This is a genomic window from Variovorax robiniae (genome assembly GCF_037889955.1).
In the GTDB taxonomy this organism is placed as follows: Bacteria; Pseudomonadota; Gammaproteobacteria; order Burkholderiales; family Burkholderiaceae_C; genus Variovorax; species Variovorax robiniae.
Map to the genome: position 1 here is coordinate 155162 of NZ_JBBKZS010000004.1, position 14196 is coordinate 169357.

Sequence of the window (14196 nt, forward strand, 5' to 3'; positions counted from 1 at the left end):
AGAAGAGCGGCCCGACGTTCTCGATCATGCCGGTGGTAACCACAGCGGCGACACATCTTTTCATGGCGGTGCTCTTCGTGATCTTGCAAGACACATAGCCCTTTAGCAGCGACTTGCCGAGATCCTCGATGGCCTTCTTGTCTGCCGGTGTGAGCGCCGTTGGTGCGGCTGGAGATCGGAATGGCGGTGGTGGTGGCTGTGGTTGTGGTTGTGGCTGTGGTGGTGGTGGTCGCGGTGGCGGTGGCGGTGGCGGTGGCGGTGGCGGTGGCGGTGGCGGTGGCGGTAGCGTCGCCCCGCCAGCTTGACCCAGGAGCGATCCGGATTGCGTCCGGTCCTCGGGCATTGGCGGCTGCAGAATCCGTGTCGGTCCATACGTCGATACCAATCCGTCCGACCAACGAACCGATACTGTGTTCCCCAAGTCGCGCAAGCAATCGATGACTATGCCGTCGAAGCCCTGCACGAGTCCGGCGACCCGTTGGCAGTACGGATACATCCGGTCGAATTCGGCCTGGGTAGTGGCTGCGTGCGGCTCGACGATCAGACTGACCATCACAGGCGGCGGCGCAGGCCGCTGTCGATACTGGGGCCGCGACTGCATCGGCGCGCAACCTGACACCAGCGCCGCCAAGACGCACAATCCCGCCCAGCGTTCCCTCATTCGATGGTTGGATCCCCGGACTGGTTGCACCTGCGCGTCGTGCACCCAGCGTCGCCGGCGATCACCGGAAGGCAGAAGTGAGATGGTGTGCATGTGTCCATCAAGAGTTGGTGAATACGCGCAACCTTTGCTCATACCGCGAACTCGGGATGGGTTTGCCGGACGCTTGCGATCACTGAAGCATCCGAAGCGTTGAAGTTCTGCTCCATGTCGGCTTCGCTCAGGCAGATTCGAGCGGGAGCGTCCAGTGCCTGTGACAGCTCCGACACCACGGCAAATGGGAGCAACGTTGGCACCATGATGTGCGAGCCTTCATCGCGATCTCCTTTGAAGTGGAAAGGAGACGCTAAGGCCGGACGCGGTCACGGCCAAGACCTCAACTGAGGTTGACGCGTGCCGCGGGGTGTGGTTGCGGCGGCTCGAGAACCTGTCTCAGCGCCCCTTGGCCCGCTTGACCAGCCCCACCACGATCAGCGCCACGCCCAGCACGATGGCGAACCAGCCGACCACGTAGGCGCCCGCGAACATCTCGCGATAGGCCTGCGATTGCAGGAAGTTCGGCGCCAGCAGCACGGCCAGGCCGATCAGGATGCAGGCGATGCCGCGTGGCAACAGTTGCGCGTTGTCTTTGATCATTGCCATTCGATGGATCTCCGCAGAAAGGCATAGCCAAGCGCCGTGAACGTGGCGCGCTCGGCGTTGTTCTTGCCGTAGGCATGGCCGCCGGCGTCGAGTTCGAGCAGCCACGCGGCCTGCGAGAGGGCCTGCAGTTTTGCAGCCATCTTGCGCGCGTGGCCGGGATGCACGCGATCGTCGCGCCGGTTGCTGGCCAGCAGGATCGGCGGGTAGCCGTGGCCCGGTTCCGCGCAATGGTAGGCCGACAGGTGCTGCAGGAAAGCCCAGTCCTCGGCGATGTCGGGGTTGCCGTACTCGGCCACCCAGCTCGCCCCGGCCAGCAGCTTGTTGTAGCGCCGCATGTCGACCAGCGGGATGGTGCAGAACAGCGCGCCGAAACGCTCCGGATAGCGCGTCAGCATGTTGGTGATGAGCAGGCCGCCGTTGGAGCCGCCTTCCGCAGCGATGCGCCGGGGCACGGTCACGCCGCGGCGCACCAGGTCGGCAGCCACGGCTGCGAAGTCGTCATGCGACTGGCGCTTGCCCTCCCGCCGGCCGGCGTCCTCCCAGGCCGGGCCGAACTCGCCGCCGCCGCGGATCTGCGCGACGACCGACACGCCGCCGCGCTCCAGCCAGAGCTTGCCGATGGATGCGTTGTAGCCGGGCAGCACGGAGATGCCGAAGCCACCGTAGCCGTACAGGTGCACGGGCGCGCGGCCGGGTTCGTGCCGCGTGGGGTCGGCCGGGCCGGTCATCACGTAAGGGATGGCGACGCCGTCGGTGGAGATCGCCTCGTGCCGCGTCGTGACCAGGCCGCTTGCGTCGAAGCGCTCCGGCGCGCGTTGCAACAGTTGCGCGCTGTCGGCGTCTGCGGGCAGCAGGTAGAGCGACTCGGGCGTGAGCGGGCCCAGGCACATCGCGAGCGCATCGCCGGTGGATTCTTCCTCGCAGGCATCGAGCGGCCAGAGGTAGGCGGTGCCGTCGTCCGGCAGGCCAGTCACCATCGTGCAGGCCCAGCCTTGGGCGGTGGGTGTCCAGCGCTGGAACACTGGCTTCAGGTTGTCGAGGATCGACAGCAACAGTTGCCCGCCAGTCCACGAGAAGCCTTGCACGGCACGCCGGTCCGATGGCTCGAACAGCAAGGTCATCGCGCGGCTGCCGCCGATGTACGCGGCGAGGCCTATGCCGAGCACGCTGCCTTCGCGCCACGTCGTGCCGCCAAGGGTCCAGTCGCTGCGCAGGCGCAGCACCATCCAGTCCTCGAAGATCTCCGGGATGGCGTCGGCAGGGATGTCGATGAGGGTCTTCGGGCCGTGGCGGTCGCCCATCCACAGCACCAGCTTGCGGAAGTCGGGCCGCGCGAAGTACCAGACGCATTCACGTTCGCCGGTGCGGCCCGCCTGCATGCCTGCGGACATGTGCGTGGCCGGCACTTCGAAGAGCAACGGGGACTGCAGCGGATCGGCGCCGCGCTGCCGGCGCCACACCTTGCGGCCGTAGCCCGATTCCGTGGCGTTGTCGTCGCCCAGTGCGGAGATCAGCAGCAGGGTGTCGCGCTCCAGCCATTCGACGCCGCCCTTGGAAGAGGGCAGCGTGAACGCATTGCTGCCCGTGACGAAGCTGCGCGAGGGAATGTCGAACTCGCGCAGCACGACGGCATCGCCGCCGCCGCGCGACAGGCGCAGCATGGCCCGGTCGTGCGTGCGCGGCAGGGTGCTGGCGCCGCCCCAGACCCAGTCTTCGCATTCGGCCGCGGCCAGCGCATCGAGGTCGAGCAGCACGTCCCACTCAGGCGTGCCGGCCCTGAAGCGCGCCATCGTCGTGGTGCGCCAGATGCCGCGCGGATGGGCCGCGTCCTTCCAGAAGTTGAACAGCAGCGCGCCGCGCCGCGTGATCATCGGCAGGTTGTCGTCGCGGTCGTAGATGGCCTGCAGGGCATCGCGGTCCTGCTTGAATCGCTCGTCGCCGAATGCGGCCAGGGTGCGGCTGGTCTGCGCGTCGGCCCATTGCACGGCTGCGTGCGCGTCGATGTCTTCGAGCCAGCGCTGCGGATCGTCGTCGGGCGCCTGCAAGGTGGGGAGGTTGGCGGGGGAGGGCGGCGGGGGCATCGGGGGAGCTTAACAAGGGCTTCGAGGCCATGGTGCGGACTGCTTGACGTACGGATGTGCGGCGGGAGAGGGTCTTGCCCGTGTTGGACAATCCGCGCTCCAATCGAGTCGAATACACCGCATGCAACGAATGGCACTTCGCAACTTTCTTCAACCGGCGGCGCGCACCTTGGCCGCGCTGGCGCTCATGGCCGCATTCGCATCCGGCGCCCAGGCACAGGCAACGGCCGACGAGTTTCCGGCCGCCGCCGTGCGATTCCTGGACAACGAACTGCCTCAGATGGACAACGCGGTCAAGGAACGCGACCGCGACTATTTCGAGCAGGCCATGGGCCGCATGATCGAGTTCTCGGGCGTGTGGGGTTTCAAGACGGCGGCCAACCCCGAGCTGGCGCGCTACTCGATGTGCACGGATGCCGTGAATGAATTCGTGATCGTTGGCCTCTGCCGCGTGATGCCCAAGGGCAGCGAATGCGAGCCGGGGCTGGCGGCGAAGTTCGACGGCAATCTGCAGCGCTGCCGGGAGGCGGCGACGAAGCGCTGACTACGCGGGGAATGTGACGCCCGCCTGGCCGGCCTTCCAAGCCGCGTACTTCTGCGTCGCGTTGGACCACAAGGCGGATTCGGTCAGCGTGGCGAGCCAGGCTTGCAGCGCCGGCCACGGCTGGGCTATGAACCAGGGCAGGTCGGTTTGCGCGAACTGGCGCACGAAGGGAGCGATCGCGTAGTCCGCCAGCGCGGGGCGGTCGCCGAACAGATGGCGTGTGTCGCGCAGCCGCAGGTCGAGTTCGGCGAGGAACAGCGCACCGTTGGACCGATGCACCGCGGCATCGGCGCCTTCGAACCGGTTCGGGTACTTGTAGCGGTCGAGCTGCTGCTTGAAGTCGCCGTCGCATAGCGCAACGAGCGCCAGCATGTCGGCCAGCGTGCCGCGCTCGGGCTGCAGCCACTGGTCGGGGTCGTGGCGATGCAGCGTCCACAACATGATGTCCAGGCTCTGCTCGATCACCGTGCCGTCCGTGTCGACGAGGACCGGCACGGTGCCCTTCGGCGACACGGTCAGCAACTCGGCCGGCTTGTCGCGCAAGACGACTTCGCGCAGCTCGCAGCGCTGGCCGCTCGCCATCAGCGCGAAGCGTGCGCGCATGGCATAGGGGCAGCGGCGGAAGGAGTAGAGGACGGGCAGGGCGGACATCGGGGCGATGCTACAAAATCGCGGCCTCGCCGTTCCCGGCGCCTATCCAGCACACCACACCATGTCCCTCGCCCCCATCGAAATCGAAACCGGCCCGCGCCCCACCGCCTCGGTCATCCTCATGCACGGCCTCGGCGCCGACGGCAACGACTTCGTGCCGATCTGCAATGAACTGGACCTCAGCGGCATCGGCCCGGTTCGCTTCGTGTTCCCCAACGCGCCGGTGATGCCGGTCACCATCAACAACGGCTATCCGATGCCGGCCTGGTACGACATCTACGGCCCGATCGGCGACAAGGGCGAGGACGAGGCCGGGCTGCGCCGGTCGATGGCCAGCATCGAGGCCCTGATCGCGAAGGAAAAGACGCGCGGCATCCCGGCCAGCCGCATCGTGATCGCCGGGTTCTCGCAAGGCTGCGCGATGGCGCTGCTGACGGGCCTGCGGCATGCGGAGCGGCTCGCGGGCATCGTCGGGCTGTCGGGCTATCTGCCGTTGGCCGCCACCACCGCCGCCGAGGCCACGCCCATGAACCGCGACGTGCCGATCTTCATGGCGCACGGGCAGCACGACGGCGTGGTGGTGATGTCGCGCGCCACCGCTTCGCGCGATGCGCTGAAGGCGCTGGGCTATGCGATCGAATGGCACGAATACCCGATGGAGCATTCGGTGTGCCTGGAGGAGATTGCGGACCTGGGGGCGTGGCTGCGGAAGGTGCTGGGCTGACGCTTGCCAAGCGCAATGGTGGTCATGCGGGATCGCCGGTCATGGTGATCTTCAACCCCTGCGCCTCGTCCTCGAAATCCTCCAGCGAGAGTAGTCCCATGCAAGGCACGGCGCCTGTCGTGCACAGCGTCCCCGCGGCCAGCTTGCGCGCCAGCGCCGACGCGGCCAGTGTGGGCACGTACGGTCCGTCGCCATCCGTCGCGACAAGCGCCCAGTGCCTTTGCAGCGTCGTGCCTTCGCTGCCCGTGCCGCTGACCGAGACATGCATGGCCCCCGCGTCCGAGCCCCAGGTCTTGAACAGGTCCGCCGCACGTTTCAACAAGCTCGCGTAGGCCGACCAGTCCCTGACCAGGCCGATGCGCGCAAGCCAGGCCATCAGGTTCATGCCGTGATGAAGAAACTCCAGTTCCAGCCCCGCGCCGAATCGCACGGTGGGCTGCCCCGCATACCGTCCTGGCAACAGCGCCAGATCGGGCACATCGCAAGGCGACAGCAGCCGTGACCCGACTGGCGCCGGATAGCGATGGCGATACGCGCCCGACCAGCCGAACACTTCGCGGCCTTCGCTGGCAGGCAACGCCTTGCCGCAATAGCTCAGGATGCCGGCCACCGTGGACAGCCCGCGCTCGGTCTTGTTGCCGGGGCTGATGCCGATGTCGATGAATTTGATTTCACGCAGGCCCCGCGCCAGTCGATCCACCACCGCCGATGACAGCGACGGCACGGAACTGGCCCCGCTCGTGACCAGCACGCCCGAGGCCTTCGCGCCCGCATCCAGCGCCCCGATGCCTTGCACAAAAGCCCGGCCGTCCGCTAGGTCGACGTAGTGTGCGCCGGCCGACATGCAGGCGAGCGCGACGCGATAGTCCTGCCCCTGGAACGGGCCGGACGTGTGGATGACCAGTCCGGGCCGCAATTGCCCCAACAGGCCCGGCAGTGAGTCCGCCATCGCATCCAACTCGACGCTGTCCAGCCTCGCCATCGCCTTCGGGCGCAACGCGGCCACGAGGCCCTCGGCCTTCCTCGCAGAGCGCCCCGCCACGGTCACATGCAGGCGCTCCTGCCTCGCCAGCCGCTCCACCAGCCTGCGGCCGAAGAAGCCATACCCACCAATCACCAGCACCCGATAGTGATCCATATGGGCGGGCAGTCTATGCCGCAGGCCCGCACGATCGTCGGAGTGGCCCCAGGTCAGGTTCGCAGGCCCATACTGCAAACGGCTGAAAGGGCGGGGCCGTTTCCACCCAGGAGGAGACACGACATGACAGCATCCGCAGTCACACATAACGCAGCGACCTCCGCGCATGGAGCGCATGGTCGCGCAGCGCTGCCCGGACTGGCGCTGGCCGCCATCGGCGTGGTCTTCGGCGACATCGGCACCAGCCCGCTCTACACCATGAAGACTGTGTTCGATCCGGCCAACGGCCTGCCGCTGGACCCAGCCAATCTGTTCGGCGTGATCTCGCTGATCTTCTGGTCCCTGATGCTGGTGGTGTCGCTGAAGTACGTGGTGCTGATCATGCGGGCCAACAACCACGGTGAAGGCGGCATCATGGCCCTGCTGGCGCTGGCCTCCTCGTCGGTGTCGGACCGTCCGCGACTGCGCCACATCCTGCTGTTGCTGGGAGTCTTCGGTGCGGCGCTGTTCTATGGCGATGGCGTGATCACGCCGGCCATCTCCGTGCTCAGCGCGGTCGAGGGGCTGGAGATCGCGGCGCCCAAACTCGCGCCCTACGTGATCCCGATCACGCTGGCCGTGCTGGTCGGCCTGTTCGTCGCGCAGAAGTGGGGCACGGCCGGCATCGGCGCGGTGTTCGGCCCGGTGATGACGGCCTGGTTCGGGGTGCTGGCAGTGAGCGGGCTGATGCACACGCTCGCGACGCCGGCGATCCTCGAGGCGCTCAACCCCTTCGAGGCGCTGGCCTTCTGCGCGCACCACGGCTGGCTGGCCTTTGTCGCGCTCGGCTCGGTGGTGCTGGCGCTCACCGGTGCCGAGGCGCTCTATGCGGACATGGGCCACTTCGGCGCGCCGCCGATACGTCTCTCATGGTTCGTGCTGGTGTTCCCGGCGCTGGCGCTCAACTACCTGGGGCAGGGCGCCTTGCTGATCCGTGATCCGAAAGCGCTCGACAACCCCTTCTTCCACATGTTCCCGCCGTGGGCGCTGGTGCCGATGGTCATCCTTGCGACGGTGGCGACGGTGATTGCCTCGCAGGCCGTCATCTCGGGCGCCTACTCGATGACCAAGCAGGCGGTGCAACTGGGCTTCCTGCCGCGCATGGCCGTGAAGCACACCTCCGACGAGCAGATCGGCCAGATCTACGTGCCCGCGATCAACTGGATGCTGCTGGCCTCCGTCATCGCCGCCGTGATCGGCTTCGGCTCGTCGACCAACCTCGGCGCGGCCTACGGCATCGCGGTGACCGGCACCATGCTGATCACCACCTGCCTGACCTTCTACGTGATCCGCTACGCCTGGCACTACAACTGGTGGCTGTGCGTGATGGCCACCGGCTTCTTCTTCGTCATCGACCTGACCTTCTTCAGTGCCAACCTGCTGAAGATCGTGGAAGGCGGCTGGTTCCCATTGCTGATCGGCCTGCTGATCTTCACGGTGATGGCGACCTGGGGCCGAGGGCGCCAGATGATGCTGGACGAAGCCCGTGCCCGCGCCGGCGCGACACCGCTCAAGCCCTTCATGGACTCGCTGCTCGCGCAACAGCCGGTGCGCGTCGCCGGCACCGCGATCTTCATGTCGATCAACCCTGACGTGGTGCCGCATGCCCTGCTGAACAACCTCGAACACAACGCCGTGCTCCATGGCCGTGTGCTGTTCGTGACGGTGTCCATCCAGGAGATTCCGAACGTGCCCGAGAGCGAGCGCATCACCGTCAGCATGCTCGCGCCCGAGTGCTACCAGGTCACGATCAGCTACGGCTTCAAGGACGAGATCGACGTGCCGTTGGCGTTGCAGGGTTGTGGCGCGCATGGCTTGGTGCTTGAACCGCTGCGCAGTTCCTACTTCCTCAGCCGCGCGACGGTGGTGCCCACGCTGGGCGCGGGCATGCCGCTCTGGCGCGAGAAGCTGTTCGCGACCATGGCCCACAACATCGGCAATGTGGCCGACTACCTCAAGCTGCCGGCCAATCGCGTGATCGAACTCGGCACGCGGGTCGAGATCTGACTACCCGCCCAGCGCCTTCAGCAGCTTCGCCCCATTGGGTGAACCCCAGCCGGTGCAGGCGTCCCATCCGGCCGCCGCGTGGTAGGCCCCGTTGTTGCCGACGGTGATGTCGTTGAACAGGCCCTTGCCCGCCAACTGCCCGTAGATCAGCGGGTTCAAAAAGCCCACCGGCTTGCCGATCTTCTGGTTCATCAGCGCGATCAGGCCGGCCCACAGCGGCGCCACGGCGCTGGTGCCGCCGATGACCATGTTCTGGCCATCCACCCGCACTTCATAGCCGCTGGCCGGGTCCGCGTCGCCGGCCACGTCGGGTACACCGCGCCCGACGAACTTGTTGGGCGCCGCCGGCACATGCGCATTGGCCTGGTAGCCCGGACGCGCAAAGGTCGTGCTCACGCCGCCGCCGGTCGAGCTGTCCGTGCCTTCGTTCCACACCACTTCCGACGTGATCTTCCCGGCCGAGGCCGCGAGCCGCGTTCCACCGCACCCCAGTGCAAAGGGACTGGACGCCGGGAAGTCCACATGCGCCGCGCCATCGCCCACGCCGTCGCCCGATCCGTTGTCGCCGGCCGCGCAGCAGACCGTGACGCCCATGGCCGCGGCAGCCTGGAAGGCCTGGTCGAACTGCGTCATGGCCTGGCCGGTCCAGTTCTTTTCCGCCGAGCCCCAGCTGATCGAAATCACGGAGGGCTTGTTCACCTTGTCGTGCACCGCGTGGGTGATCGCGTCGAGGAAGCCCTGGTTGGTGTTGGGTGCGAAGTAGACCGCGATCTTCGCCTTGGGCGCCACGGCCGCGGCCACTTCGATGTCGAGCATGACCTCGCCATCGGCCCCGTTGGCCGTGGTCGGATGGTTGTGCGCGCCATCGACCAGCACCGCCTTGACGCTGGGCGCCGGAATGCCCAGCCCGGCGAAGTAGGCCTTGATGTCGGCGGGGCGGAAGCCGCCGCCGAGTTCGATGATGCCGATGCATTGGCCCGAGCCGTCGACGCCGGTCGGAAAGTCGTAGAGCTTGGCCAGCGCCGGCGGCGTGAAGGAGGTCGAGCCCGCGCGCGGCGTGAAGGCGCGGCCCAGCACTTTCTGCTGGAAGTGCGGATCGGCCTGCGGTCGGTCGTCCAGCCCGAACACGCCCACCACCACGTCCGCCAGCTCCGCCGGCACCGAGATGCTGCCGGTCCGGCCGCGATAAGTGCCGCCATCGTGCTCCATGTGGTGCAGCGTGACGCCGAAGGCCGCCGACATCGCGGCCGCATCGCCCGAGAGCACGACGCTGCGCCGCTCGACGTTCGCCTCGACCACGCTCAGCTTGTGGGCCTTGGCGAAGGCCTCGACCTTGGCGATGTCCTGCGGGTCCGCGCCGTGGCTGGCGCCGTATTCCTCGCGGCTCAGGTAGGTGCGCTGCGCGGGCAGGGCGTCGGCCTGGACCGATCCCTGTGCCAGGCTCTGGATTGCCGTCCTGGGCCGGATGCGCACAGTGACGTCGATGCGCTCGTCGTTGGGAACCAGTCCGGTAGATTGGGCACCGGCAACGGCCTTCTTGTCGCTGCCGGGTACGGGGACGCGTGCGGTGCCGGTGGCCATCTCGATCTCCTGGAGAGTCTGAGGGGCGCGGAGTGTGCGCCGGCCCGCCTGACGGTCCACTGACGGGTCGATTCGGCTATTTAACGGGTCGCACGAAGGCCAGGACGAGATTGTTGGCGGGCATCGCGACCTTCTCATTCAACAGGAAGCCTGCCGCCTCGGCCTCCCGCGCCACGTCCTCGACCCGGCGAATGCCCCAGGCGGGATTGCGGTCGCGCAGGCTGGCGTCGAAGGCGATGTTGCCCGGCGCCGTCACGACGCCGTCCTGCAGGTAGGGCCCGTAGGTGACGAGCAGGCCGTCCGGCTTCAGCAGCCGCGCCGCGCCTTGCATCAAGGCCGCGCAGGTGGCCCAGGGCGAGATGTGCAGCATGTTCGCGCAGAACACCGCGTCGAAGGGGCCTTGCACCGGCCAGTCGGCAGCCATCACGTCGAGCGCGACCGGCGGCAGCACGTTGGCCGCATCCGTGCGCCATGCGTCGATGGAATCCAGGGACGTCGCATCGCCATCGCTCGGCTGCCATTGCCAGCCAGGCATCGCCGCAGCGAAGAAGGCCGCATGCTGGCCGGTGCCGCTGGCGATTTCCAGCACGCGGGCCTCGGCCGGTAGCAGGCGCCGCAGCACATCGAGGATGGGCTGGCCGTTGCGTTCGGCGGCGGGGCTGGACAGGCGTTGGCTGGACATGCCGGGACTGTACCCCGCGCCGCCTCGATTCAATGCGAAAATGCACGCCAGCGTCCATCTGACGCAGCCCCCCATCTGCTGGTAAAACAGCGTGACGCGCGTCGGTTCCCCGCGCCGGCACCAGCCCATCCAGCGCACGTCAGCGGCCATTGCCGGCCCGTGCTACCTTCCTGCCCCACAAAAGAACCGAGTAAGAAACCTATGAGCAAATTGACGGAGCGGTTGAATGCGCTCTCGCCCGCGCGGCTGAAGGGAATCCGACGCGGTATCGAGAAGGAAAGCCTGCGGGCCCAGGCCGACGGCAAGCTCGCGGCCACACCGCATCCGTTGGCGCTGGGTTCGGCGCTCACGCATCCGCACATCACGACCGACTTCAGCGAGTCCCAGCTCGAACTGATCACCGGCGTCCATGCCAGCCCCGAGGCCGCACTCGACGAGCTGGTGCACGTCCATCAATTCACTTACCGCGTGCTGGCCGAGCTTGGCGACGAGCGGCTTTGGGTGTCGAGCATGCCCTGCGGCCTGCCGACCGATGAAACCATCCCGATCGGCCGCTACGGCTCGTCCAACGTCGGCCGTGCCAAGAGCGTCTACCGCATGGGCCTGAGCCACCGCTATGGGCGGCGCATGCAGACCATCTCGGGCATCCACTACAACTGGTCCCTGCCCGATGTGTCGAGCGAACAGTACTTCGCGCTGATCCGCAATTTCCGCCGGCATGCCTTCCTGCTGCTGTACCTCTTCGGCGCCTCGCCGGCCCTGTGTTCGACCTTCGTCGCCGGCCGTCCGCATGAACTGCAGCCGCTCGGCGACGGTGGCACCATGTACATGCCGCACGGCACCTCGCTGCGCATGGGGCGGCTCGGCTACCAGAGCGAGGCGCAGGCTTCGCTGGCCGTGAGCTACAACAGCCTGGACGGCTATGGCGCCTCGTTGCAAGAGGCCTTGACCAAGCCCTGGCCGGCCTACGAAGCCATCGGCATCCAGAACCTCGGCGGCGACTACAACCAGCTCGCCACCAGCCTGCTGCAGATCGAGAACGAGTTCTACGGCACCATCCGGCCCAAGCGCGTGATCTATTCGGGCGAGCGCCCGCTGCATGCGCTGCGCGAGCGCGGCGTCGAGTATGTCGAGGTGCGGTTGATGGACCTGGACCCCTTCGAGCCGGTCGGCATCTCGGCGCAGACCATGCGCTTCATCGACATGTTCCTGCTGCACTGCCTGCTGAGCGACAGCCCGGACGACACCCCGCAGGAAATCGCCGAACTGGCCCACAACCAGCACCTGACCGCTGCACGCGGCCGCGAGCCTGGACTCAAGTTGCGGAAGGCGGGCGCCGAGGTGTCGCTGGCCGAATGGGGAGCGACGCTGGTGGACGAGTTCGCGCCGATCGCCGCCGCGCTGGACGCGGCGCATGGCGGGCATGACCATGCCGACGCACTGGCCGCTGCGACAGAGGGGCTGCGCAACCCCGACAGCCTGCCCTCGGCGCGCGTGCTGGCGGCGATGGCCGAGTCGCATGACAACTCTTTCGTCGGTTTCGTCCGGGCGCAGTCCGAGCGTACCCGCCAGGCGATCCTCGACCTGCCGCTCGAGCCGCACCAGCTGGCGCATTTCGAGCAGATGACGCAGGACTCGCTGGACGCCCAGGCGGCTATCGAGGCGGCGGACACGATGCCTTTCGAGATTTATCGGGAGCAGTATGTGTCGCCGGCGCGGCTGGGAATCCGGAGCCGGGCGGCGGTGGCTGCTTAGGTTGACTCCTTCTCCCTGAACATCGAGTGAATGGGTAGGCGAGCGCCTACCCACTTTGAACCGCATGGCCCACCGACAACTCGCTTGCGCACGCGCATCGTGTGCACATGGCTTGCAAGACCTACCTCGTTGAAGACAGTGCATTGATCCGGGAGAACCTGGTCGGATTCCTGGAGGATGTGGCCGAGGCGGAAGTCGTGGCCTGCGCCGATTCGGAGAACGAGGCCGTCGCTTGGCTGCATGCGCATCGCGATGAATGGGAGTTGGCGATCGTCGATCTCTTCCTGCTGCAGGGCAACGGCTTCGGCGTCATCAAGGCCTGCCGTGACCGTGGCAAGAACCAGCAAGTCATCGTCCTCACCAATTACGCCACGGCCGAAATGCGCGAGCGCTCCCAGGCGCTGGGCGTCGACGCCTTCTTCGACAAGTCCTCCGAACTCGAATTGCTGGTCGACTGGTTCGAGTCGCGCCGCGCACAGCGACATTGACTGTCCATCACGCAGCATCTGCAGGCTCGCTACAGTCGAGCCCATGCCCGCCGACCTGACCCCCTTGCCGCTGCCCGAGGGCGTGCGTTCCAGCTTCGCCGACAACGGCAATGGCCTGCACATGCACTGGCTGGAGGCGGGCTTCGAGCAGCCAGGGCCTCCCTTGGTCGTCCTGTTGCACGGCTTCCCGGAGCTGGCCTTCAGCTGGCGCCACCAGATGCTGCCGCTGGCGGCCCTGGGCTTTCATGTGATCGCGCCGGATCAGCGTGGTTATGGCCGCACCACGGGCGGGGATGCGCGCTACGACGGCGACCTGGCCTCCTTTCGCATGCTGAACCTGGTGCGCGACGTATTGGGCCTGGTGTTCGCGCTCGGCCATCGCCAGGTGGCCGCGGTGGTCGGCCATGACTTTGGTTCGCCGGTCGCGGCATGGTGCGCCTTGCTGCGGCCCGATGTGTTCCGCTCGGTCGTGCTCATGAGCGCGCCCTTCGGCGGCCCGCCGGCCTTGCCTTTCGACACCGTCAAGCGAGACACCCCCGGCCGTGGGCCGATGGTTGAGGTGCTGGAGGCGCTGGCCGCGCTGCCGCGTCCCCGCAAGCACTACCAGTGGTACTACTCGACGCCCGAGGCCAATGCCGACATGCACGGCGCGATACAAGGCGTGCACGACTTCCTGCGCGCCTACTACCACCACAAGAGCGCCGACTGGCCCGGCAACCAGCCGCATCCGCTGTCCGGACTCAGCGCCGAGGCGCTGGCCGAACTGCCCACCTACTACGTGATGGACAAGACCCTGGGCATGGCCGCCACGGTCGCCGCCGAAATGCCTTCACCCGAGGCAATTGCCGCCTGCCATTGGCTGCCTGACGAGGCATTGCGCGTCTACAGCGCCGAGTACGCGCGCAACGGCTTCCAGGGCGGCTTGCAGTGGTACCGCTGCGGCACCTCGTCGCGCTTCATCGCCGAGTTGCAGACTTTCGGCGGCAGGACCATCGACGTGCCAGCCTGCTTCATTGCCGGCCGCCAGGACTGGGGCGTGCACCAGGTCCCCGGCGCCTTCGAGGCGATGCAGCGCAGGGTCTGCACCGACATGCGCGCGGTGCACCTCATCGAGGGTGCCGGCCACTGGGTGCAGCAGGAGCAGCCGGAAGCGGTCAACCGGCGGCTGGCGGAGTTCCTGGCCGGGCTGGACTGAGGCCCGGC

General features: G+C 67.3%; 12 protein-coding genes. 6 read left to right on the forward strand and 6 right to left on the reverse strand.

Annotated features, from left to right (window positions below):
• Nucleotides 1-1093 precede the first annotated feature (1093 nt).
• Together WKW79_RS11765 and WKW79_RS11770 are read right to left on the reverse strand one after the other, a co-directional pair.
• A complete protein-coding gene (locus WKW79_RS11765; protein ID WP_340335336.1) occupies nt 1094-1303 on the reverse strand; it encodes a hypothetical protein in 210 nt (69 codons plus the stop codon).
• Nucleotides 1294-3384 (reverse strand): prolyl oligopeptidase family serine peptidase, encoded by a 2091-nt coding sequence (locus tag WKW79_RS11770; RefSeq protein ID WP_340335337.1) that lies wholly within the window; start codon nt 3382-3384, stop codon nt 1294-1296. Before WKW79_RS11770 ends, WKW79_RS11765 begins: the two co-directional genes overlap by 10 nt.
• A gap of 130 nt (nt 3385-3514) precedes the next feature.
• Between WKW79_RS11770 and WKW79_RS11775 the strand changes: the two genes are divergently transcribed.
• Nucleotides 3515-3928, forward strand: a complete 414-nt coding sequence (locus WKW79_RS11775; RefSeq protein WP_340335338.1) for a hypothetical protein — start codon at nt 3515-3517, stop codon at nt 3926-3928.
• On the opposite strand, the gene WKW79_RS11780 is transcribed toward WKW79_RS11775, so the two are convergent.
• A complete protein-coding gene (locus WKW79_RS11780; RefSeq protein ID WP_340335339.1) occupies nt 3929-4579 on the reverse strand; it encodes a glutathione S-transferase in 651 nt (216 codons plus the stop codon).
• 61 nt (nt 4580-4640) lie between these two features.
• Here WKW79_RS11780 and WKW79_RS11785 point away from each other — a divergent pair, with 61 nt between their 5' ends.
• Nucleotides 4641-5303, forward strand: a complete 663-nt coding sequence (locus tag WKW79_RS11785) for an alpha/beta hydrolase (protein ID WP_340335340.1) — start codon at nt 4641-4643, stop codon at nt 5301-5303.
• Nucleotides 5304-5325: 22 nt separating this feature from the next.
• Here WKW79_RS11785 and WKW79_RS11790 read toward each other — a convergent pair whose 3' ends face one another.
• Nucleotides 5326-6441, reverse strand: a complete 1116-nt coding sequence (locus WKW79_RS11790; RefSeq protein ID WP_340335341.1) for a saccharopine dehydrogenase family protein — start codon at nt 6439-6441, stop codon at nt 5326-5328.
• Nucleotides 6442-6564: 123 nt separating this feature from the next.
• Between WKW79_RS11790 and WKW79_RS11795 the strand changes: the two genes are divergently transcribed.
• Nucleotides 6565-8487, forward strand: coding sequence for a potassium transporter Kup (locus WKW79_RS11795; protein ID WP_340335342.1), 1923 nt, complete (start codon nt 6565-6567; stop codon nt 8485-8487).
• On the opposite strand, the gene WKW79_RS11800 is transcribed toward WKW79_RS11795, so the two are convergent.
• Nucleotides 8488-10068 (reverse strand): S53 family peptidase, encoded by a 1581-nt coding sequence (locus WKW79_RS11800; protein WP_340335343.1) that lies wholly within the window; start codon nt 10066-10068, stop codon nt 8488-8490.
• Between the two features lie 76 nt (nt 10069-10144).
• Entirely contained in the window at nt 10145-10750 is a 606-nt protein-coding gene (locus tag WKW79_RS11805; RefSeq protein WP_340335344.1) for a DUF938 domain-containing protein, read from the reverse strand.
• 201 nt (nt 10751-10951) lie between these two features.
• On the opposite strand from WKW79_RS11805, the gene gshA reads away from it, so the two are divergent.
• The 3 genes from gshA to WKW79_RS11820 all read left to right on the forward strand — a co-directional run bounded on the left by gshA (nt 10952) and on the right by WKW79_RS11820 (nt 14188).
• Nucleotides 10952-12505 (forward strand): glutamate--cysteine ligase, encoded by a 1554-nt coding sequence (gshA, locus tag WKW79_RS11810; protein ID WP_340335345.1) that lies wholly within the window; start codon nt 10952-10954, stop codon nt 12503-12505.
• 107 nt (nt 12506-12612) lie between these two features.
• Nucleotides 12613-12993: a response regulator gene (locus tag WKW79_RS11815; protein ID WP_340335346.1), complete on the forward strand. Its 381-nt coding sequence runs from the start codon at nt 12613-12615 to the stop codon at nt 12991-12993.
• 43 nt (nt 12994-13036) lie between these two features.
• Entirely contained in the window at nt 13037-14188 is a 1152-nt protein-coding gene (locus WKW79_RS11820) for an alpha/beta hydrolase (RefSeq protein WP_340335347.1), read from the forward strand.
• The last annotated feature ends 8 nt before the right edge of the window (nt 14189-14196 follow it).